15 protein-coding genes are annotated in these 24,232 nt (G+C 46.3%); 13 read left to right on the top strand and 2 right to left on the bottom strand.

The genetic code is table 11. The features are described from left to right. Positions 1-29: 29 nt before the first annotated feature. Entirely contained in the window at positions 30-386 is a 357-nt protein-coding gene (locus NST69_RS15225; RefSeq protein WP_017688258.1) for a helix-turn-helix domain-containing protein, read from the bottom strand. Positions 387-521: 135 nt separating this feature from the next. Between NST69_RS15225 and NST69_RS15230 the strand changes: the two genes are divergently transcribed. The 6 genes from NST69_RS15230 (at position 522) to NST69_RS15255 (ending at position 6,352) form a co-directional block, all read left to right on the top strand. Further along, entirely contained in the window at positions 522-1,178 is a 657-nt protein-coding gene (locus NST69_RS15230) for an ABC transporter permease (protein ID WP_340952750.1), read from the top strand. Between the two features lie 11 nt (positions 1,179-1,189). Continuing rightward, entirely contained in the window at positions 1,190-2,095 is a 906-nt protein-coding gene (locus NST69_RS15235) for a glycine betaine ABC transporter substrate-binding protein (protein WP_340952747.1), read from the top strand. A 13-nt stretch (positions 2,096-2,108) separates the two neighbouring features. After that, on the top strand, positions 2,109-2,879 hold the full coding sequence (locus tag NST69_RS15240; protein WP_340952745.1) for an ABC transporter ATP-binding protein: 771 nt from the start codon (positions 2,109-2,111) through the stop codon (positions 2,877-2,879). Next, positions 2,876-3,502 (top strand): ABC transporter permease, encoded by a 627-nt coding sequence (locus NST69_RS15245; protein WP_340952742.1) that lies wholly within the window; start codon positions 2,876-2,878, stop codon positions 3,500-3,502. The genes NST69_RS15240 and NST69_RS15245 overlap by 4 nt, the downstream gene beginning before the upstream one ends. A gap of 3 nt (positions 3,503-3,505) precedes the next feature. Further along, on the top strand, positions 3,506-4,906 hold the full coding sequence (locus NST69_RS15250) for an ester cyclase (RefSeq protein ID WP_342549941.1): 1,401 nt from the start codon (positions 3,506-3,508) through the stop codon (positions 4,904-4,906). Between the two features lie 597 nt (positions 4,907-5,503). After that, positions 5,504-6,352 (top strand): hypothetical protein, encoded by an 849-nt coding sequence (locus NST69_RS15255; protein WP_340952737.1) that lies wholly within the window; start codon positions 5,504-5,506, stop codon positions 6,350-6,352. Between the two features lie 206 nt (positions 6,353-6,558). Here the strand turns inward: NST69_RS15255 and NST69_RS15260 are convergent, their stop codons facing one another. Continuing rightward, positions 6,559-8,163 (bottom strand): M4 family metallopeptidase, encoded by a 1,605-nt coding sequence (locus NST69_RS15260; protein WP_340952736.1) that lies wholly within the window; start codon positions 8,161-8,163, stop codon positions 6,559-6,561. A gap of 522 nt (positions 8,164-8,685) precedes the next feature. Here NST69_RS15260 and NST69_RS15265 point away from each other — a divergent pair. From NST69_RS15265 to NST69_RS15295, 7 genes are all read left to right on the top strand, one after another. Continuing rightward, a complete protein-coding gene (locus NST69_RS15265; protein ID WP_209874150.1) occupies positions 8,686-9,654 on the top strand; it encodes a LacI family DNA-binding transcriptional regulator in 969 nt (322 codons plus the stop codon). 224 nt (positions 9,655-9,878) lie between these two features. Continuing rightward, on the top strand, positions 9,879-10,796 hold the full coding sequence (locus tag NST69_RS15270) for an ABC transporter permease subunit (RefSeq protein WP_340958055.1): 918 nt from the start codon (positions 9,879-9,881) through the stop codon (positions 10,794-10,796). 13 nt (positions 10,797-10,809) lie between these two features. After that, positions 10,810-11,706 (top strand): carbohydrate ABC transporter permease, encoded by an 897-nt coding sequence (locus tag NST69_RS15275; RefSeq protein ID WP_209874147.1) that lies wholly within the window; start codon positions 10,810-10,812, stop codon positions 11,704-11,706. Positions 11,707-11,817: 111 nt separating this feature from the next. Beyond that, positions 11,818-13,443 carry an ABC transporter substrate-binding protein gene (locus NST69_RS15280; RefSeq protein WP_340952733.1) on the top strand — a complete coding sequence of 542 codons (1,626 nt, stop codon included), beginning with the start codon at positions 11,818-11,820 and terminating at the stop codon, positions 13,441-13,443. Between the two features lie 25 nt (positions 13,444-13,468). Continuing rightward, complete coding sequence (locus tag NST69_RS15285; protein WP_340952730.1) at positions 13,469-15,940, top strand: PfkB family carbohydrate kinase; 2,472 nt, start codon at positions 13,469-13,471, stop codon at positions 15,938-15,940. After that, complete coding sequence (locus NST69_RS15290; protein ID WP_340952727.1) at positions 15,937-18,216, top strand: GH32 C-terminal domain-containing protein; 2,280 nt, start codon at positions 15,937-15,939, stop codon at positions 18,214-18,216. Before NST69_RS15285 ends, NST69_RS15290 begins: the two co-directional genes overlap by 4 nt. A gap of 194 nt (positions 18,217-18,410) precedes the next feature. After that, positions 18,411-24,152 (top strand): GH32 C-terminal domain-containing protein, encoded by a 5,742-nt coding sequence (locus NST69_RS15295; RefSeq protein WP_342549944.1) that lies wholly within the window; start codon positions 18,411-18,413, stop codon positions 24,150-24,152. The last annotated feature ends 80 nt before the right edge of the window (positions 24,153-24,232 follow it).

Here is a 24,232-nt window from a genome sequence, read left to right on the forward strand (position 1 = left end):
GAAATATTGCAGAGAGTATCAATCTGACATCATTCACTCTGATGAATATCGTTCGGAAGTTCATCATTGAGTTTCTGGTACCCGAGTCCCCATGTTTCCATAGAGAATATAATTGGCTTCAGTGAATTTCCTAAGTCACTTAAGCTGTATTCGACTCTCGGAGGGACTTCTGCAAAAACAGTACGAATGACAATTCCATCCTCTTCCATTGAGCGTAAATTTTCAGTGAGAACCTTTTGACTGATCTCCGGGATACTTTTACGAAGTTCTCCGAATCGTTGAGTTCCCTTCAAAAGATCCCTCATAACCAATAGCTTCCACTTGTTACCTATCAATCCAACTGTCGTTGCGACGGGACACAACGGCAACTCTTTTTTTGAAATCACTACATTATCGCCTCCAATAGTTACTAATAGGTTCCTATATAACAAAAAGGTGCCTACTTTCAAAACCAATACATTGCTTATATTATAATTCTGTCGATGAAAAATCAAATGAAAATGATGAAAGGGGGAGGGAGTTTGAGAGAAAGTTTATGGATGCAACTGAGTGACTATTTTTCGAATCATATGTCAACGTTCTTGAATTCTTGGAAAGAGCATTTAGAGATCAGTTTATTGGCATTGATGATTTCTACACTTATAGGAATGATCTTAGGTACCTTATCAACTAAATATAGTCGTTCCGAAAAATGGATCACCTCGTTATTTCAAACATTACGAATCATTCCCAGCCTAGCAATCTTACTTCTGTTGCTTCCTATCATGGGTACTGGAATTAGGCCAGCCCTTGTCGCTCTCATTATTTTAGGAATCCCTCCAATCTTAATGAATACAGTATCCGGATTACAAAGTGTGTCCATGTCTTTACTTGAATCTGCACAAGGTGTAGGGATGTCTGAACGACAAATCAGATGGAAAATCCAATTTCCAGTGGCTGGACCATTGATTTTGACAGGGATTAAAACCGCTGCGATTGAAATTATCGCCAGCGCTACCTTGGCTGCCAAAATTGGAGCTGGTGGATTAGGAGAGATCATTTTTACCGGTTTAGGACTCAATCGAACGGATTTACTTTTAATTGGTGCTATCTCAGTAGCGATTCTGGCTATTGGGATAGGCTTCATTTTAGATGTGTCTGAACGTGTATTGTTTAGATATAAATTCTTGCAAAGGTAGGGTTCACACAAATGAAAAAGAACATAAAGAAAAAATTAGTTTTAACCATTTCAATCACACTTGTTTTGTCCATAATGTTGAGCGCATGTGGTAATAAAACGAATAATCATGGATCGACAATACGAATTGGTTCAAAAGACTTTACTGAGAATTTAATTGTCGGGGAGCTATATGCATTGGCTTTGGAGAACGCGGGATACCAAGTAGAGCGGGTTCCTAATATTGCGGGTTCTATCATTCATTCATCGATTGTTAATAACGATATCGATATGTATCCAGAGTACACAGGTACTGGGTTGTTGGCCGTATTACAGATGGATTTGATGACAGATCCGGATGAAGTGTATACAACAGTCAAGGAAGAGTACAAAAAGCAATTCAATATCACATGGCTCGATTATTCAAAAGCAAATGATGGAGCGGGTCTCGTTATGCGAACGGAAGTATCACAAAGATTAGGGATCAAGACCATTACTGACCTGCAAAAACATGCCGGGGAGATTCGATTTGCTTCCCAAGGAGAGGTGGACCAGCGCGCTGACGGTATTCCAGCACTGGAGAAAGTGTATGGCAAGCTCAATTGGAAATCATCCAAAGTATATGATAACAGTTTGAAATATGAAGTGCTTAGAAACAACGAGGCTGATGTTGCGCCCGCATATACTACTGAAGGTCAGTTGGTAAACAAAGACGAGTTTACTCTATTGGAAGATAACAAACAAGTATGGCCCCCTTATAACTTGGCGCCTGTTATCCGTGATAATGTGCTTTCAACGGATTCCGGCATCGCTGAAGTGATCAACAAGGTTAGCTCGGTATTGGATACAGACACCGTAACCGCACTAAACGCGAAAGTGGACGTAGACAAAGAAGAATATGAAGATGTGGCCAAAGAATTTTATGATTCCATTAAATAAGGATGGCGTTAACATGAATCCAACAGCAATCGAATTCCATGATGTGAGTAAAACATATTCAGATTCCAATGAATATGCAGTGGATCATGTGAACCTGTCGATAAGTGAAGGGGAGTTTATTACCATCCTCGGCTCCTCTGGATCAGGAAAAACAACTTTATTGAAGATGGTGAATCGGCTTAACGATCCTTCCCACGGAATTATTAAAATATTTGGGGAGGATATCGCTGGAGTTGATCCTGTAATACTTAGAAGGAAAATCGGCTATGTTATTCAGCAAGTAGGCTTGTTCCCCCACATCAATATTGAACAAAATATAGCTACCGTTCCTCGTCTTTTGAAATGGGACAAAAAGAAAATCGAAGATCGGGTACAAGAATTGTTAGCTTTGGTTGAATTAGATTCAGAGAACTTCAAACGACGTTATCCTTCACAATTGTCCGGAGGGCAGCAACAGAGAATCGGTCTTGCGCGAGCATTGGCAACCGATCCCAATATTATGCTGCTGGATGAACCCTTTGGGGCCTTGGACGCTATTACGCGCTTGAATCTCCAGGATGAACTCTTAAAGATTCATGGGGGAATGAAAAAAACCTTTTTGTTCGTGACTCATGATATTAATGAAGCATTCAAGCTAGGAACCAGAGTTGTGATTATGAATCAGGGTAAGGTTTGTCAATTCGATACCCCGAGAGAAATTATAACTCATCCTGCAGATGATTTTGTGTACTCACTCATTCAATCTTCGAAGGAGCAAGAACGCTTCTGGGGGAACTTAACATGATCAACTATGCCATTAAACATCCGGATAAGTTGGTACAAGCATTATTGGAGCATGTGGAGATCCTCATTCTGACCATGCTGCTCTCTGTGCTCATTGCCATCGTTTTAACCATCTTAGCTCTGGCCTCTGATAAGGTATCTAGATCACTCATTTACATGTTTTCAATTTTGTATTCTATTCCGAGCTTGGCTTTGTTTGCAATCATGATCCCTGTGACCGGATTGGGGAAAACGACAGCCATTACCGTGCTCATTGCTTATAACCAATATATCCTTCTACGTCAGTTCACTGCAGCTTTGAATCATGTTGAACCATCTGTTATTGAAGCTGCTACAGGGGTCGGTATGAGCCGATTTCAGATCTTACTTCAAGTTCAGGTACCCTTAGCAATCAAGCCTCTGTTTGCAGGCCTTCGACTTGCTTCGGTAACAACCATTGGCATGGCAACCATCGCTGCCTTCATTAATGCAGGAGGGCTAGGTACGATATTAAATGATGGATTACGGACCATGAATATCGATAAGATTTTGTGGGGGGGCTTATTGTCAGCAGGACTTGCCATTGTGACGAACGCAATATTCATGCTGTTTGAGAAACGAATCCATTTGAGATCGGAGAAATAAATAATGAAGGCAGTTGTATTGGAAAGGGTCTGTACCCCACAAGAACTACAGATCACTGAAGTACCTATTCCTATAGTCAAACCTGGGTGGGTACTTGTAAAAATCAGGGCGTTTGGAATAAATCGCTCGGAAATGTTTACTAGACAGGGGCATTCACCGTCCGTTCAATTTCCGCGTATTATGGGGATCGAATGCGTAGGGGAGATTGAAGACCCTTCTGATAGCACATTTATAAAGGGAACAGCCGTCGCTTCATTAATGGGAGGGTTAGGCCGTGCATTTGACGGAAGTTATGCTGAATATGCACTTATACCTTCGGACCAGGTGTATCCTATTCCTAGGGATATGAAATGGACTGAACTTGCAGCGATACCGGAAATGTATTATACCGCGTATGCATCCTTATTTGAATGTCTTCAATTGACTTCAGGAGAGATGCTGCTTATTCGTGGTGGGACAAGTTCCGTAGGCTTAGCAGCACTTCAGCTAGCTAAGAGTGTAGGAGCAACAGTCATATCAACGACTCGAGACAAAGAGAAATTTGCACTTCTCCAACAAGCTGGAGCAGACTATGCACTGCTCGATAATGAGCATTTGAGAGAACAGGTGTATGCTATTGCTCCAAATGGGGTAAACAAGGTTCTAGAGTTGGTTGGTACACCAACTGTAAAGGAGTCCTTGCAATTCATCTCAGAACGAGGGATATGTTGCATGTCAGGAATATTAGGAAATGAATGGACTCTTGATGCCTTTGAACCTTTAGTGGATATACCCACAGGTGTGTATTTTACAGCGTTCACCAGTGAAGTTATCAAAGAAAGTTCACTGATCCCTTTATTTGAGCATCTCCAAAAACATGGTATAGTCCCACCTATTGCCCGAGTCTTTACACTCGAGGAGATTGGAGAGGCACATCTTTTAATGGAAAGTAACACCGCAAACGGTAAGATCGTTATATCTTACGAAATAGAAAGGGGTTTAAATATGACGATTACAGAAAACAAACAATTGATGCATCGTTTCACGAACTTCATTAATACGGCAAGCAAGGAACTTGCTGAAGAATTGATTTCTCCAGATGCTGTTTTTTATGTACCTATGCAAAAAGAACCAATGAATGGTCCAAATGGTTATCTCTCCATAATTCATATGATGAGATCTGGTTTTTCCGATATACAATGGACTGTTAAGGAGCTGGTAGCAGAAGAGGATCTAATAGCAGCTCATTTTGTCATGAAGGGCACACAAGACGGAGTGTTTCTCGGGTTTCCACCAACAGGAAAGAAAATTGAAGTAAATGCAATGAATTTTTATCGGATCTCTAATGGCCAAATTATTGAAGAGTATGGTCAACCCGATATGCTTGGCTTGCTCCAACAAATAGGGGCAATTCCAAAAGCATAATTATATCACCACTTGTAAATAAATTAATTGATCTCAGAAAATGCTGCTATTAAAAGCGGCATTTTTTTGATTTCTAATTTACTTTACAAAGAAGGTGTAGGAGACAAACAACAATCAGATTGGAATTTTTGACAGGCAGCACAGGGCGTTGACGATTGGTATTATGCTCGTTCTAACCACCGTAGCTTTCGAGGGGCTGGCTAATACGACATGGACTTGAGGGCATTCAAACAGCCCATGTTTACGTTTGGCACTGTTATGCTTATGATTGCCGTAATGTTGATGATGTCAGCCATGATTATTAAAAGCAACTCCTTAGAATTTGTTTTTTGTCGGAAGACAAGAACATGGTACTATTGCCGATTTGATAAACATCTAAATATAACGTCAGGTGAAGGCAGCAGTTGGAGAAAATCTGGAGCTTGCAGATTGAAGTTGAAGAGACAGGAGATTGAAATCTTTGAAACCTGCGCAAGTTGCAAGTTTTTTTCGGTTGAGAGGAGCGAATGGCAATTTAAGAGCCAACAAATTAATTGACCACAGGATGGAAAAGACTTATTATTGCTATAAAATGGTCTGTAAGGAGTGAAATAGGAGTTGTTGGAACTTGATGGTATGGATACCGACTCTTTAATAGCTATGCTAAAAGCTTCATTCACCTTAGACAATTTTACAGCAATGATAGATATCTCTGATAAGATTATTGGGATGATCGCAGTAATACATGCTACAGCCCCCAAGGGATCTGAGACCCAAAGGTTAAAGCGTTCTCTAGTGTATTACTTTGGGTTTAGTCTTTGTGCGAAGGGCATTGCTCTCCAAAAACTTGGGGATTACAAAAACGCCCGCCAGTGTATAGAAAAGTATTCAAATTTGAGCTGGGTTCAACTTGATGACGAGGAATCATTGGCAGAAATTGAATATTACAAAAGTACAGCTAGAGCAAACACCTTCGTTCTTGACTTACTTGAGGGAAAGGAGGAAGTATTGCCTGAATACGTGAAATTTTTAAAGATGGGTGCAAGGGAAGAGTTGACCGCCGGGTTGCTAAATATCTTGGACTCCGCTTTAAGATACAACTACCAGGTGGACTGGGCATTGGAAGAACTGCAAAGTGACATTGAGAAACCTGATGATACCTCACCTGCTGTAGATGTTAGGTACTACATAGAATATATTCATCTACTATCAATTTATTGGTTTAAACGGGGGAAGTCAGCCATTGCAATAAACCTAACACTGGAAAATATCATATTAAGTGGTAAACTATTTGATAGAGCAGGTTTTAGAAAAGCTATTGCTTTTTATGAGCTTGTTAGAGCTAAGGCCAATATTTCACAGCTACAAGAGTATCATGCAATTATGCGAAATATTTTAGAAGGGGAGTTCAATGATGAAAATGTTGAAAAAGAAGCTTTTGTTATTGACAACCGTATTGCTGATTAGCTCATTAACCATTTTGACTGCCGCAAGTGCCGAAGATGTCACTTTATTTCAGTCCACAACAGTAACAACAAATAGCCACGGCATGGGCCATTGATTTGTCTGAGATGATTTACAGAGCCATTCAGTAAATCAATCCAGAGCTTATTATTGTTGATTTACATCATACAGGCCAATGATCCTCAGGATCATTGGCCTGTTATTCTGTTTTAGTAGACGCCTACCGCATTGTAAGCTTTGGTTACAGCAGTTACTTGAGCCGAGCCTGCTCCAAACAATTCAGTGGCCGATTGAATGATGGCTGTACGTGCAGCAGAGAAGTTGGAGGAGGTTGTAAGATAATATACAAGTGCATTGTAATAGATTTGAACGGCATCCTCACGGCCAATGCCTGTGACTGTTACACCGTTAAACGTACCGCCTTGAGCAGCCAGATAGAAAGCTTTATTATTGATGCCGCTATTCGTATGCACACCACCTTCGTCTGCCGAGCCGGTATAACGGTCGCTGTATTTGTCAGGCTGGCCGTACAATGGCGGATTAGCTAGTGAGCGGAGTGCGTCACCCGCTACACCCGGTGTATATATTTTATCACCGATCAGCCAGTTCGCACCTTCAATTGAATTTCCGATGATGTCGGAGAAGGACTCATTAAGTGCCCCCGGTTCTCCGTAGTATTCAAGATTGGATGTTTTCTCAGTCACACCGTGCGTCAGCTCATGGCCGACCACGTCCAAATCACCGGACAGCAGTGTAAAGGTAGATCCATCCCCATCACCGAAAACAATTTGCGCACCATTCCAAAATGCGTTGTTATAGGAAGTGTAGTAATGAACGGTCGAACGGATCTGCAGTCCGTTGTTGTCCAGGCTGTTGCGGCCGAAATGCTGGAGATAATAATCATAGGTTCTCTCAGCATAGGTGTGGGCATCAACCGCGGCTTTGTCTGTCCAGACATTGTTAGTGCTGGTTAAGAGCGTCCCCGGAAGAGAAGTCTTGTTCTTGGCGGTATAGGTCACAATGCCCTTGCCGCGGGTGCTGTCATAGAGCTGGTAGGTTGAACCCGAGAGGCGTGTCTCGAACGTTTTGGTATCTCCAAACACTCCAGTGCCCGTACCCGTCAGGTTCTCTAAGATGTTATATTTGAACAGTACGCTGCCATTCTCCGCAGAAATGAAGTACCGTATCCGCAAAGGCTCGGGTTCCAGCACGTTCACTTCCGTTTTATAGGCTAATTTAGGTTCTCCGTCAACGATAAAATAATACAAATCCGCTGTAGGAGTTATTTGCGGCTCACCTAGCGGTCCATGTTCCAGCGTGGCATCCTGGCTGGCTGCCAGAATGGCCTCTGCTCCGGATATGGTTTGGAGTTGAATCAGCGGCTGCGGAATGGTCTGGTATACATCTTCAACTACACTTCCCAGCAGGGAGGTAACGTTGCCCGTTTTGTCGATATGCAGGGTCTGATCGGCTCCATATACCGGTATCCCCGAGATATACTGGCTTAACCGGTAATGCTGGCTGCCGGTCCTGCTGTTTGTTTTTTGCTCTGTAATTTTGAATTTCTCCCGGACATCCTCCTTAGCCGAAAGATGCAGGTTCCCTTTAACATTCTCAAGATATCCCCATACTTTGTCCTCAGAAGCGGAGCCTGCCGGGGCTTTCCAGGCTTGGTCCGTAATTGAAATAGGGGAAGAGCCTGAGAAGAGCTCTATGGGATTATTCTGCTCATTGTTTTCAGCCGCAGTGCCCACCGAGGCAAAGGATCCAAGTGCTACAATACCTGCAAGAAGTGAAGCTACAGTCTTTTTCATATTTAATACTCCTCCGATCAAATTGGTTGGTTTTAAGTTGTGCCGGGTTCTTATAATCATCCTTTATCAAGCCTGTGTACTTACTCAAGCTGCGATCTGGGGTGCAAGGACTAAGGCGGCGAACAACCTTAATGTACGGAGGGAAGTGTGGAGAGGGCAAGACCCCTTTCGTGAAATTTACAACTACATCCTTGTTCACAGATCTCCAAATTGGATATAAATGATAAAAATGTAATTATAGTGTTTTCAGTATATTTAGGTTTTTGAATAGTAACTATGATCAGAATCACAATTAATGCAATAAAATTAGTAAACAATCATTATGCAACATTGAAATTGGACATGGCGGCTTCAAAAGAACTGAAGCTTGTCAGTCTACAGCATTATTCCTGGGAGCAAGACAGCCCCGATGTGTGTCTGCACTCGTGACTCGCCCTCCTTTTGAAACGTTTCCAAAATAAATATTGAAACGTTTCCATTTTGGTGATATTATATTTTCCAGAGAGAGTTCGGAGGTGTTATATGACAAGTATTAAAGATGTTGCAAACTTAGCAGGCGTTGCTGTAGGAACCGTATCCAGAGTCATTAACAACTCTGGCGCTGTTAAACCCAAGACACGCAAAAAAGTGGAGGAAGCGATACAAGAACTGAATTACTTCCCTAATGAAGTGGCCCGGAATTTCAAGATGCAGAAATCCAAGATGGTAGCTCTACTGCTTCCGAGCATCTGGAATCCATTCTTTTCTGAATTGGCTTATTACATTGAGGATGAGCTGGATCGGGAAGGCTTTAAGCTTATGTTATGTAATAGCGGAGGTAAGCCTGAGAAGGAGCTGTACTATCTGGAAATGCTCCGGCAGAACAAAGTGGCGGGGATTGTGGGCATAACTTATAACGATATCGAGAATAATGTGAGCAACAACATTCCGATTGTAAGCATCGACAGGCACTTTAACAAGAAGATTACCTGTGTGACCTCAGATAATTTTGAGGGAGGACGTCTTGCTTTAAGGGAGCTGGTGAGAGCAGGAGCCAGGAAACCGGCTTTTATGGGGAGTGTTACTTCCGTTTTCAGCGAAACCATGAACCGCAGGCAAGGATTTATCCATGAAGCGGAGGCTTTGGGTATCGATTATGTGATCTATGAGAAGCCGGATCCAATAGTAGATGACAATGCCTATATTCACGAGTTCCTCAACGAGCATGGCGATGTAGATGGAATTTTTGCCATTACCGATATGCTGGCTGCCAGCTATATTGACAAAGCACGCAGGAAGGGTATTCGTATACCAGAGGATGTGAAGGTCATCGGTTATGACGGTATTCAGGATAACCCTTATTTTCATCCTATTCTATCTACAATCAGGCAACCGGTAGAAGAGATGGCACGTATGACAATTAGACTGCTCTATAACAAGATTGAAGGCATTCCCTTAGATAAACAAGTGTATCGTATCCCTGTTAAATTCAAACAAGGTGAAACGACATGATCCCTTTAATCGAAAAACTTCAGCTTATTCTGTGGATGCACTCTATGAACTGATGTTTTTCACTCTAAATTGGAAACGTTTCAATATTGATTTTTATGAAGTACTTGATAGAGATCTACCGACTGAGTTTTTCTAAATTTAAATTGGAAACGTTTCAAAAAAATTATTTGCACACGAAAGGGAGAATATGCGTGAATTCAACAACCAACCGTGTGGATCATTCCATGATCCAACCAAAACGCAAACCGTGGAGCAGGTTCAAACGCGATTACGAACTGTACCTGTTTTTACTGCCAATCATTATTCTTTACCTCGTATTTAAGTACTATCCGATGTATGGGGTGCAAATTGCATTTAAGGATTTCTCACCCAGCCAGGGGATCTGGGGAAGTGAATGGGTAGGATTTCAGCACTTTGTAGATTTCTTTGATTCCTATAACTTCTGGACCATTATCACAAACACGCTCTCACTCAGTTTTCTTTCACTGTTATTTGGCTTCCCGGCTCCAATCATCATCGCAATTATGCTGAATCAGATGCTGGGCAAGTCCTATAAGAAATTTGTACAGACCGTGATTTACGCGCCTCACTTTATCTCTACTGTAGTACTCGTTGGCATGCTCAATGTTTTTTTGTCTCCAAACAGCGGAATCGTGAATCATATAATTACCTCGTTTGGCGGACAGCCTATTCTCTTCATGGCTGATGAGGGTTGGTTCCGTCCCTTGTATATTTTATCAGGAATCTGGCAGGAAACAGGCTTCGCCACAATTATCTATCTTGCTGCACTTGCGGGAGTCAATCCCGAGCTGCATGAAGCGGCCATTATGGATGGAGCGAGCAAATGGAAGCGTGTCTGGTATGTAGATATTCCCAGCATCCTGCCGACGATCGTTATCCTGCTGATTCTCGCATTGGGCAACATTATGAGTATCGGTTTTGAAAAGGCGTTTTTGATGCAGAGTGATCTAAACTACGCCACCTCCAATATTATCCCTACCTATGTATATGAGATGGGGATTCAGAAGGCCCAATACAGTTTTTCTACGGCAGTCGGCCTGTTCAACTCCCTTATTAATATTATCCTGATCTTCACCGTTAACCGGATCGCTAAAAAGATGACAGAGACCAGTCTGTGGTAAGGAGGAAATGATGATGAATCAATTAGTGAAGCGAAAGAGCAGAGGGGATGTATGGTTTGACATCATCAACTACATTCTGTTGACCATTATTATGCTGCTAGTACTGTATCCATTGTATTTTGTACTGGTTGCCTCATTCAGTGACCCCAATTACATTTACTCCGGTGAGGTCTGGCTATTCCCGAAAGGCTTCACACTGGACGGTTATGAACGGATATTCAGTGACTCCTCCATTTGGATCGGATATGGCAACTCCATTCTTTATGCAACGCTGGGAACATTAATTGGAGTAGCCGTGACGGTATTTGCAGCCTATCCGTTAGCCCGGAAGGATCTGGCCGGGAAGTCTGTGATTATGTGGTTTTTGCTGGTGACCATGTTTTTCAGCGGCGGGCTGATTCCCACTTATCTGCTGATTAAGGATCTGCACCTGCTGAATACGATGTGGGCGCTGGTCATTCCCGGGGCAGGCGGTGTTTTTAACGTCATTATTGTAAGAACCTTTTTCCAGTCATCCATACCAGACGAAATGTGGGAAGCGGCTTCCATTGACGGGTGTTCCAACACCAGATTCTTCTGGAGTATCGTTCTGCCGTTGTCCAAGTCCATCCTGGCAGTAATGGTGCTCTACCATGTGGTCGGCTTCTGGAACGGTTTCTTCGATGCCTTGATCTATCTGAACGATGAGAGCAAGTATCCGCTGCAATTAGTGCTGCGCAACATCCTTGTCCAGAATCAGGTCAACTCCGGCATGATGATCGATGTGGAATCCTATGCCGCCAAGATGCGTGTGACAGAGCTGATCAAATACGGGGTCATCATGGTATCCAGTCTTCCGCTGCTGATTTTGTATCCTTTCCTCCAGAAGTACTTTGTTAAAGGCGTAATGATCGGCTCCATCAAAGGATAGTACTCTGACGCGGTACTTGAAAGGGGGGATGCACCGCATATTCAGAGCAATAGGTGAAACCAAAACAGGAGTAATTAGCAGGCGGAATGAACAAAAGGGAGGTTATCGAAAATGAGTTCTTTATTTAAAAATGCGGGGATTCTGGTATTGGCCGGAGCGTTTGCGCTGAGCGGATGTTCGGGTAACGGTAACGGGACAAACAATCAGGCGGAGAATTCCAATCAGAAAGACAATTTCAATGCAACTGGTCTTCCTGTTGTAAACAAACCCGTGTCGTTAAGAATGGTAGCCCCGAAGGCGGCCCTGGCACCAGAGTTCTCAGAGATGGAAATCTTCAAGCGGCTGGAGCAGGAAACCAATGTGAAGATTGATTGGGAGAACATCCCGGATACCGATTATACAGAAAAGAAAAACCTGCTGCTTGCAAGTGGCGATTTGCCGGATGCCTTCTATGCCGCCGGATTCACTGATTACGAGCTGATCAATTACGGTAAAGATGGAACACTTATTCCGCTGGAGGATTTAATTGATCAGTATGCACCTAACCTGAAAGCGCTTCTGGATCGCCGTCCTGATATCAAATCATCGATCACAGCGCCGGATGGGCATATCTACGGGCTGCCGTCCTGGGAAGAAAACAATCTTGGAACCAACCCTTTCTTCCACGTCATTAATAAAAGCTGGCTGGATAAGCTGGGCCTAAAAGTACCGGAAACGCTGGATGAATACACGGAAGCGCTGCTTGCCTTCAAAACAAAAGATCCGAACGGCAACGGCAAGCAGGATGAAATCCCGTTAAGCTTCATGCATATGCAGTGGTGCATGGATATTGCCGGACTATTCGGGGCCTTTGGTCTCCCGGATAATCTGGAGCACCGTGTCGTCCGTGAAGGAAAAGTCATTTTCACCGCAACTCAGCCTGAATATAAGGAAGCCCTGAATTATTTCCATGAAAAATGGTATAAGCAGGGCCTGATTGATCCGGAATCCTTCACCCAGGATGCTGCACAGTATCTGGCCAAAGGCAAAACGACAGATGAGACACTGGGATCTTATATCTGGTGGGAAGTCGAAGAAGTTGTCGGAACCGAACGTGCCAAGGATTATGTACTCTTATCTCCGCTCAAAGGCGCGAATGGAGAGCAAACGATTGGACGCGCGAATGGCGGAGGTCCAGGCCGAGGGTCGTTTGCCATTACCAAAGCGGACAGCAATCCGGAAATCACCATGCGCTGGATTGACCAGCAGTATGAGCCTTACATGGCTGCTCAAATCCACTGGGGACCGCTGGATGTCGTGTACAAGAAGGACGAAAACGGAAAACTGGTGAATTTACCGCTTCCTGAAGGAGCCTCAGCAGGTGAATTCCGCCAGAAGGTTGCTCCGGGATCGGGCGCACCTGGTGTCATTACTATCGATGACTTCGGTAAAGTGGTGGACATGGAACCCCGGGCTCAGCAGCGCGCTAAAGATCTCGAGCAATATTACAATCCATATATGGAAAAGGAAAACTATCCGAGTATCTTCTTCGAGCCGGAAGAACTGGACACCATCAACAAGATCGAGCCAGAGCTGATTAAATATGTAAATACCCAAAGAGGAAGATTCATTGTAGAGGGCGGCGCAGATAAGGCTTGGGACAACTACATTAAAACACTGGACAAGATGGGCCTGAATGAACTGATGGAGATCTACCAAAAAGGGTTGGATCGATATAATGCAAATCTGAAAAAATAAATAGAAGTTAGGTGGGGGAGAAACTGTGCTTGATGTCATCGCAATAGGAGAAGTGTTGATAGACTTTACACCGGCAGGCCAGACAGCAGGAGGTAACGGGCTGTTTGAATGCAATCCAGGGGGGGCTCCGGCAAACGTAGCCGCAGCACTCTCACGTCTGGGTGCCAGATCAGCACTGATCAGCAAAGTTGGGGAAGACCCCTTCGGTTCATTGCTGCAAAATGCACTGCATAATAACGGGGTAGATGTAACAGGGGTGTCGGTTACCAATGAAGCGAGTACAACATTGGCCTTTGTTCACCTGGATGACCAGGGGGACCGCTCTTTCAGCTTCATCCGGAAGCCGGGGGCAGATACCTTCTTACACGCGCAGGATGTTCCGCTGGGGCAGATTGAAGCTTGTCAGGTGCTGCATTTCGGCTCGCTGTCCATGACCCATGAGCCTGCCCGCACGGCAACCCGGACGGCAGTCCGCAGAGCGAAGGAAGCAGGGGTTCTACTGTCGTTTGATCCTAACATCCGGTTTGCGTTATGGGAGAGTAAGGAGGAGGCCAGACAGAATATTCTCTGGGGGATGAATTATGCCGATGTGTTGAAAATCTCGGAAGAAGAGCTAGCTTTTGTTACTGGCAGCAGCAATCTTGAAAAAGGCGTACAAGAACTCCAGCAGCAATATGACATCGGACTCCTCGTCGTCACTTTAGCGGAAAAAGGCTGCTATTACCGGTTGGCTGGTCAGGATGGATATGTGCCGGGCTTTAAGGTCAAAGCAATCGACACGACAGGAGCAGGCGATGCTTTTCTAGGCTGTTTGTTATACAAGCTTTTAGAAAGCGGAAGTTCCCTGCAGGAGCTGACCAACCAGCAAATTACCAGTATGCTGATTTTTGCCAATGCCGGCGGAGCGCTAGTAACCACACGAAAGGGGGCTCTTGGTTCTATGCCGACGACAGAAGAGATTAACCAGATGATAGAGTCTGGGAACCACAATAATGATGAGCAATTCAGACCAGGGTTTCACTTTTCACCACCCTCCAGCTGGGCCAATGACCCGAACGGATTAGTCTATTATGAGGGAAGCTATCATCTATTCTATCAGCATCATCCTTACGATAATAAATGGGGACCAATGCACTGGGGCCATGCTGTCAGTGAAGACCTGATTCAATGGGAGCACGCGCCTATTGCTCTATTTCCGGATGAGCACGGAGCAATCTTTTCGGGATGCTGTGTAGTGGATTGGAATAACAGCAGCGGCTTATTTGAAGATTCGGATGGACTTGTCGCGATCTTTACGCATGCCGATCACCATCCGGATACAGGGCAGCCGCGCCAGCGGCAGAGCCTGGCTTACAGCAGCGATAAGGGCATGAACTGGCATAAATATAACGGAAATCCGGTGCTGGCCGAGGAAGAACTGATAGACTTCCGGGACCCCAAGGTGTTCTGGCATGCGGAAAGTGAACGGTGGATTATGGTGATTGTCGCTGGAGATCATGCCCGGTTCTACGCATCCGAGAATCTGCGTGAATGGTCGCTGACCGGTGAATTCGGTAGAGAAGAAGGATCACATGACGGCGTCTGGGAATGCCCTGATCTGTTTCAACTGCCGGTGGATGACACCGGGCGTTCGAAATGGGTGCTGATCATCAGCATCGGAGATCATCCCAATTGTCCGGAGGGATCGCGCACACAATATTTTATTGGAGAGTTCGATGGAAAGACGTTCATCAATGACAATCCTGCGGATCATATACTGTGGCTTGACTATGGAAGAGATAATTATGCGGGAGTTACCTGGTCCGATATTCCGGAGCAGGACGGACGCCGCGTAATCATCGGATGGATGAGCAACTGGAAATATGCCAACGAGACGCCTACCGGCTCCTGGAGAGGTGCGATGACTTTGCCCCGTGCCATGTCCCTGACCAGTAAGGACGGAAGTGTCGTGCTGAGCCAAATGCCTGTCCGGGAAATAGAGCAGCTGCGGAATGAATCTATGAGCTGGAACGATATCACAATTACGCCGGCGACTCCTTTTAGACAGCAGATGAATAGTGATCTGTTAGAAATTGAAGGAGAGATTGATATCCTATCCGGGGACGCGGTATATATCCATCTGCAATCTGTCGGACAGCAGAGCGAAATTATTATCGGATATGACCCTGCTCAGGAATGGCTGTTCACGGACCGTTCAAAAAGTGGTCTGACGGATTTCCACCCGGCGTTCGCAAGCCGTCACGGTGCCAGGCTGGCCGCTGCGAACGGCAAGCTTAAGCTGCACATCTGGCTGGATCGCAATGCAGTTGAAGTTTATGCAGCTAATGGTCTGGTTGTGCTAACCGATCAGATTTTCCCGGATGCTCCGATTGAGAATATCCAGGTAAGCACACAATCAGGACAGGCTGTTCTGAACTCGCTTCAAATCCATACGCTGAAGTCCATTCAGATTCCAAGTGTTAGTACAAGGCAGTCTCAAGGGAGGAATGACGAATGAGCGGCCATGAAGGTGACCGGGGACTAATGATGCATTGGGCTTTCGATGAAGGAAGCGGAGCAAGCGCTATGGAGAGCGTCACTAAGACGGTAGATGAGATTCATTATGTATTCAATAATGCGGAGTTTACCGACCCTTGTACTCCGCCGTGGAGACAGGGAGTAGCAGGAAGTGCTCTCCTCTTCGATGGTTACTCAACGTATATTGCTCATTCTGTCCACGGAGAAGAGCGTAACGGAGAGCCGGAATTTCTATCGGCTCTCAGCATTGGAGTATGGATTGCCCCGCGCACCTATGAGTGGGGACATGAAGGCAAACTGGCTGCCATAGTGAACCGCTACAATAACAAGACTAGGCAGGGATATCTGCTCGGCATGTTCCGTCATGGCTCCTGGTCCTTCCAAATCGGGCTTGAGGGAGGAGAATGGAAGGAAATCTGGGCGCCGGATGGTTATGAACTTCCCAAGAATGAGTGGTCTTATGTGAACGCCGTATTCGATGGAGAAGCGGGTGAAATCAAGCTGCTGCTGAACGGCACCGAAATCACATCGGCTGCTGTGCCCCGCGGTTCCCGCATAGCGGAGGCGATGGACACGGATTTGTTCATCGGCAGGAATAATCACGGCAGCAGGCTTGCCGAAGTGTTCAGCCTTCATATGTTCAGCGGGATCATGGATGAGATGAAGATTTATAACCGTGCCCTGAGTAACGAAGAAGCAGCAGCTTTTTATCAGGAAGTGTTGGATTCCGCACATGGAGGCGTCCGGCCGAAGTTGAATTATGACGACATTAAGCTGGATCGTATACCTCTGCTTAAGGACCGGCACAGGCCGCAGTATCATGTCAGCCCTCCGGCACATTGGATGAACGAGCCTCATGCGCCAATATATTTTGACGGGCAATATCATTTGTTCTATCAGCACAATCCGCAAGGACCGTACTTTCATCATATCCACTGGGGACATTGGGTGAGTGAAGATCTGGTGCATTGGCGTGATCTCCCTGTAGCGCTGGCGCCTGAGAGGGATCAGCTCGCCCCGGATGGGATCTGGTCGGGAAGTGCGGCTTATGATGCAGAGGGGCTGCCGGTTCTGTTCTTTACAGCAGGCAATGATAGTGCTTCACCGAATCAGAGGGTTGCACTTGCCCGTAGCACTTATCCGCAGGACGGAGACCCGGATCTCATTACGTGGATTAAACACCCGGAGCCGCTCATCGTGCAGCAGAAGGGGATGGGCGCATTCGGAGATTTCCGGGACCCGTTCGTGTGGAAGGATGAGGACGGCTGGTATGCCCTGGTAGGATCGGGAATTGAGGGCGAAGGCGGGGCAGCATTAGCATTTGCCTCGCAGGATATGCTGAATTGGACGTATAAAGGTCCTTTCTATCAGGCGGATATTCAGAAGTTCCCTTATCTTGGCCCCATCTGGGAATTGCCTGTACTTCTTCCCTTAGGCACTGACAACAAAGGGGACAGCAAGCATCTTCTGCTGGTTAGTCCTGTAGGAAAGGGTGCCGATGTTGAGGTATTCTATTGGATCGGGCAGCTGGAGAAGGATGAGCTGTCATTTATTCCGGATCAAGAAGAACCGCAACTGATAGATGTTGGTGATTTCCATTTTACCGGTCCGAGCGGCATGGTTGATCCGAAAACGGGCAGAAATATTGTGTTCACAATTGCCCAAGGGGACCGTACGTCAGAGATGGAATACAAATCGGGCTGGGCTCATAACGGAGGTTTGCCGTTAAGCGTGTATTTAAGAGATGATGGGCGATTGGGAATAGAACCGATTCAGGAACTGGAGTCGCTGCGGGGCACCAAGCGGCTATCCCTCCAAGACAAGTCGTTGGCTGAAGCTAATCTGCTACTGGGGGATGTACAAGGCGACATGCTTGAGATTCAGCTGGAACTGGAGCCGGGCAATGCCGGACAACTCGGAATCAAAGTCCGGTGTACACCGGATGGGGAAGAAGAGACACTGCTGGTTTATGACTGTAATGAAGCTAAGTTCCTTGTGGACCGCACGAAAACGACACTGCACCCGGGTGAAAAGTGTAGCGGGATTCAAGGAGGCAAGCTGGAATTGTTAGGAGAAAACCTGAAGCTGCACATCTATTTGGACCGCTCTATGGTCGAAGCATATGCCAACGGATTGAAAAGTCTGACCACCCGGGTGTATCCGAGCCGCAAGGATGCTCTGGGACTTGAGATCTGGGGCGATGGGGAACCGCTGGTTAAGTCCATGGAAATATGGGATATGCAATCTATATGGTAATGGGAGCGCCTAGGCGCTCCTTACTATACCATGGATAATGCAACAAACACTTAAGCCACTTTGCTCCCTCGATATGAAACCGCTTCATTCACGTCTCTCTTACTTCATGACTATGCATCCTTGTATCCGGAGAGTCATTTCAAAAATACGTATGAATGATTTCATGAATAAGAAATGATGAAGGAGGCTCGTTGATGAAAGAAGCCAAAAGAAACAAAGCATGGATCTCCAGAATGGTTGCAGGGGTGATGGTTCTTCAGCTTGTAGCTCCCGGAATCTCGGCTGCAGCCGGAGCTGGAGTAGGCACTCGGGAGACATTCACCCCTAAGGCTGACGCAGGATTGTCGGTTACGGATGCGGTCTATTCAATTACCCAGGCTGACGAGGGGTTGTCAGTTACGGATACAGTCTATCAAATCCAGAATCCGGGCTTTGAAACCGGGGATATATCAGGCTGGACCGTTGTCAGAGGCCAAGCGTTCGGCCAGGACAGTGTATCGGGTGAATCCACCTGGTGGGCGGAACAAATCCCGTACAATCAGGAAGGGGCTTATCATCTAAACGGCTGGAAGCATGACGAAGCTGCGACCGGTGTGCTTCGTTCCAGCATCTTCGAGCTCGGCGGCAGCGGATGGATCAGCTTCAAGCTTGGCGGTGCCAAAAATCCAAACAAGGCTTATATCAATGTCGTGGAGGCTGAATCGGGACAAGTGATTGCGAGGTATGGCAATAGCGCTTTTGCCGATGTCGGCTTCCCGAACCCTGCACAAGGTCTGCGGCTTGCCAATATGGAGCAATATAAGGCGGATATTTCCGAATATTTGGGCAAAAAGCTGTATGTGGAAATCGTTGATAATGCCACCTCGGATTGGGGAGTGGTATTTGCAGACGCCTTCTTCATGTACCATGAGTCCGAGCCTGCGGAAGGAATTACCGCCACGGATATCAAGCCGGATTTCCAACGCTATCAAATTGAGAATCCCGGCTTTGAAACCGGGAACTTAACAGGCTGGACAGTTGTCGAAGGCGAAGCGTTTGGACCGAACAGCGTGTCAGACGAAACCACCTATTGGGTTGAACAAATCCCGTATAACCAGGAAGGCACTTATCATTTAAATGGATTGAAGTATAACGAGAGCGCAACAGGTAAGCTTCGGTCCAGCACCTTCGAGCTGGGCGGAACAGGCTGGATTACCTTCAGACTGGGCGGAGGCAAGCATACGGATCAAGTGTATGTGAACGTTATCAATGCGGACACAGGTGAACTAATTTCCAGGTATGGCAACACCGAATTTAACGAGTCCGGGTTCCCGGATCCGGCACAGGGCCTGAGACTTGCAAATATGGAGCAGTATAAAGCCGATCTCTCCAAGTATATCGGAAAGAAGCTGTATGTGGAGATCGTGGATAATGGTCACGCGGATTGGGGAGTAATCTTTGCGGACGCCTTCCACACCTTCAATGAGCTTGTACCGGAAGAAGGAGTTATGGCGGATAACATTATGCCGACCGAAATCCAGAATCACAGCTTTGAAACCGGAAATTTAGAGAGCTGGACTGCTCAGGGCAACGCTTTTCAAGTGGACAATGATGCCCAAGCTGGTAAAGAAGGTAACTATTATGCCAAGTCCACTTTGGAAGGACAGGGTTCGATTACCTCCAATATCTTTACACTTCGAGGGACCGGGACAATAAACTTCACTGTTGTAGATATCGTTAATCCTCAGGAGGCCTATGTCGCATTATATGATGCCAGCACTAGTGCGTTGCTTGAGAAAACTGGTGTAGTCAGTGCGAATGAGAAAATTTCCTGGAAAATGCAGAAGCACTATAATAAGAGGCTTTATATCAAAGTTATCGATCCATCCAATCAAGCACGTATCTCCGTTGACGCTTTTCAAGCGAATAATACGGGAACCATTTTCTACATGAACCTTGATGAAGGCGCAGGAAAAAAGGCACATGAGGAAGTAAGTAATCTTGATCATGATGTAAACTACGTATTTAATAACGCCAGATATATGGATTCCAAAGATCCAAGATGGACTCCACGCGGAGTAAAAGGCGGCGCTTTGCTATTCGATGGATACTCAAATGATATCGAGGTTAATGCAAAGGATGCCGTTCCAGTAAGTGACGCGTTAACGATTGAGGCTTGGGTCGCTCCACGCAGCTACGAATGGGGAGACGGGAACAAGCTGTCTGCTATCGTGAACCAGTCTGATCAGGATAAGACCGAAGGTTTCGCTTTGGGGATGTACCGGCACGGCGCATGGTCAATGCAGGTCGGCATTGGCGGACAGTGGATTCAGGTATGGGTCAAGGACCATCCACTCGAAAAGTATAAATGGAATTACGTAGCAGCTACATTCGACAAAACGGACGGAATCATTAAATTATATCTAAATGGTCAGGAAGTGGCTTCTGGGGCAACTCCTGTCAACGTTCCGATAACCCCTTCTACGGAAAAGCTGATTATCGGAAAAAACAATAAATCTGCAGAGTTTGCGGGATTGTTCTCCTATAATATGTTCAGCGGACTTATAGATGAAGTGAAGCTGCAGAACAAAGCGCTCACGGGTCAAGAGATCCTTGCTGAGTATAAGAATGTGAAAGCGCTTCACGGCGGCGCGGTTCCGGAAATTCCAAATGGTGACATTGACGAGGATCCCAGTGTGTTTGACGGTGATCAGCACCGTCCGCAGTACCATGCGATGCCTCCGCAAAACTGGATGAATGAAGCGCATGCACCGATTTATTATAACGGCCAGTATCATTTATTTTATCAGCATAACCCGCAAGGTCCATTCTGGCATCAGATCCACTGGGGACATTGGGTGAGTGACGATATGGTGCATTGGGAAAATGTGAGACCTGCACTTGCGCCTGAAGCGGGCACGCTTGATCCTGACGGTGTGTGGTCAGGCAGCGCAGCGTATGACCGTGACGGCAATCCTGTTCTGTTCTATACTGCCGGCAATGACTCTTTGTCACCAAATCAAAGAACGGGCCTGGCGACTCCCGCAGATCTGTCCGACCCTAGTCTGGAGCAATGGGTGAAATCTCCTGAGCCGGTAACGGAGCAGAACGGCAACGGCATCCATAATGAGTTCCGTGACCCGTTTGTATGGTATGACCAAGAGACCGACAAGTGGTATCAGCTGGTGACATCCGGTCTTCAAGACTTCAGCAGCGGTACAGCTCTGGTGTATGTGTCTGACGATATGTACAACTGGGAGTATAAGGGGCCTTTATACGTTAGTGACAGAAATCTTTATCCGGAGCTTGGTACGGTATGGGAGCTGCCGGTATTATTGCCGATAGGTGAGGACAGTACAGGACAACAAAAATACATTTTCATGGTTAATCCCCATGAGAAGCCAGAGCAGGTTCCTCCAGCTGACGATGTGCAAAGAGATGTTGAAGTCTTTTACTGGATTGGAACCTGGGATAGAGATAATTTCAAGTTTACACCTGATCAGGACGCGCCTTCCAAAATGGATGTGGGAGATGGATATTTGACCGCAGAGAGCGGGATGGTTACACCTGACGGAAGAACGGTCGTATACTCTATGGTGCAAAATGTAAGAACGCCGCAGGCTGAATATCAGGCTGGATGGGCTCATAATCTGGCATTGCCGGTTTCCCTGAGCCTGGATGAGCATGATGAATTGCGCATTGAGCCCATTGAGGAATTGCAGAGTCTCCGGGGAGATAAGGTGGTTGATTTCTCGGACAAAAATTTGCCTGCCGCTAATCAATTGATCCGGAGTGTCAAAGGCGACATGCTGGAGATTGTGATGGAAATTGATCCGGGCGAAGCCCAGAAATTCGGTCTTAAGGTACGGCGCTCCGATAACGGCCAGGAAGAAACGCTGATCTACTATGATAAGGCGAACGGGACCTTCAATGTGGACCGGACCAAGAGCAGTATTGATCCGGATGTGCGCGTGGACGGCATTCAAGGCGGATACGTGGATCTGGACGGAGAGAACCTGAAGCTGCATATTTTCCTGGACCGCTCTGTTGTCGAAGCCTTTGCAAATTACAAGAAAAAACTGACAACCCGCGTCTACGTGGGAAGATACGATTCCTTGGGCTTGCAAGTTTGGGCCGACAACGATATTACAGTCAAGTCGATGGAAGTATGGAATATGAATGCTTTGACGGGTGAACCGGCTGCTCCCGTTGATGTGCCTGACAACTGGGACAACTCTGTATACACCGATATTACGGATCTGCCTAACCACGATTTTGCTACAGGAGACTTAACAGGCTGGATTACGGAAGGAGATGCCTTCCAGGATGTGCATGTGACCGATGCCAAGTTCTTTTGGGACACGATCTACTTCAATCCGTCGCATAAAATTCCGGGAGGATATCATTTGTGGGGCTTCAACGAGGCGGCCGGCGGTGACAGCTTGACGGGAACGCTGAAATCGCAGAATTTCATCCTTGGCGGGAACGGCAAGCTCAACTTCCTGGTCAGCGGCGGGCGTGATATCGATAAGTTGTATGTTGCGCTGGTCCGGGCATCGGACGGCAAAGAGCTATTCAAAGAGACTGCGACCAACTATGAGGAGTATCAGCGGAAGATCTGGGATGCTTCGCAGTATATCGGCGAGGAGCTCTATATTAAGGTGGTTGACCAATCCACAGGCGGGTTCGGACATATTAATGTCGATGATTTCAATGTACCGGTTAAGGTGCAGCATCCGGTGAATCCGAATAACCCGACTGATCCAACTGATCCGCCAGATCCAGCCCTTCCAAGTGAACCAGCCCACACGGCCAACCCGACTGACACAGCCGTTCCAAGCAATCTTCCGGGGAAGCCGGTGGTTCCGGTAGGCAAACCGGAGAGTCAGGGCAATTTGGCATTCGAACTGGCAAAGGGCGAGCGGCAGGTGCTATTTCCTGTGACTATGGCGGCTAATGACGGCAAGAATGCTCTGAAAGTTAAGAACACAGATGTGGAAATCGAAGTTCCTGCAGAGGTATTAAAGGGGTTACAGGCGCTGGTTACTGACAGCGAGCTTGGGCAGTCGAAAATCTCTATTGAAATGGATGCATTATCTTCAGAGCAAAGTAAAGAGCTGCTTGCACAAGCCGGAAAAAAGAATCATGCGGACATCTCCGCAATAGGAGAGGTCTATGACTTCAAATTGGCTATTGTAAAAGCCGATGGAACGATGCTTACACTTGAGAAATTCTCCAAACCGGTCACCATCAGGCTGAGTGCAAAAGAGAATTCCTACCAGGATCTGACGGGTATCTATAACATCGCTGCGGACGGCAGAGTGGAGTATAGGGGCGGAAGCTATTCAGACGGTAAATGGAATGCACAAGTGAACCATTTCAGTAAATTTGCCATCCTTACCTATGACAAAACCTTTGAAGATGTTCTTACCTCTTATTGGGCCTATGACGTAATCAAAAGAATGGCTGCGAAGCAAATTGTCTTGGGCGTGAGTGAGACGGATTTCGCACCGAAGCAAAAAGTAAGCAGAGCGGAGTTCGCTTCCCTGATCACCCGGGCACTTGGAATAACAGGGACGAACTTAACCGCATTCAAAGATGTAGAATCCACGGAATGGTACGCTTCTTCCATTGCCGTAGCATACGAAGCGGGAATTGTAACGGGAAGAAGCACAGATACCTTTGCCCCTGAGGAAACGATAAGCCGTGAAGAAATGGCATCCATGATCCACAAGGCGTATTTGTTTCATACAGGGCAGAATCCTGTCTTCAGTCAAAGGAGTAATTTCAAAGATGCCGGTACGATTAGTGCATGGGCTGTAGATGCAGTGGCTGCCTTACAGGAGCTCGGATTAGTTACTGGGCGCGGCAACCAGTTATTCATGCCACATGAAACCGTAAATCGTGCGGAAAGCGCGCAAATCATCTCGCTGTTGCTGGATACAGTCAATCAATAATGGCGAAGGAAAAGCCGGGGAGGCAAGGTGATGTCCGCCTTCGCCATGACTCCGGCTTTCTCTGCTTTATACCGAGTATC

Source organism: Paenibacillus sp. FSL P2-0089, from assembly GCF_038595095.1.
In the GTDB taxonomy this organism is placed as follows: domain Bacteria; phylum Bacillota; class Bacilli; order Paenibacillales; family Paenibacillaceae; genus Paenibacillus_AQ; species Paenibacillus_AQ silagei.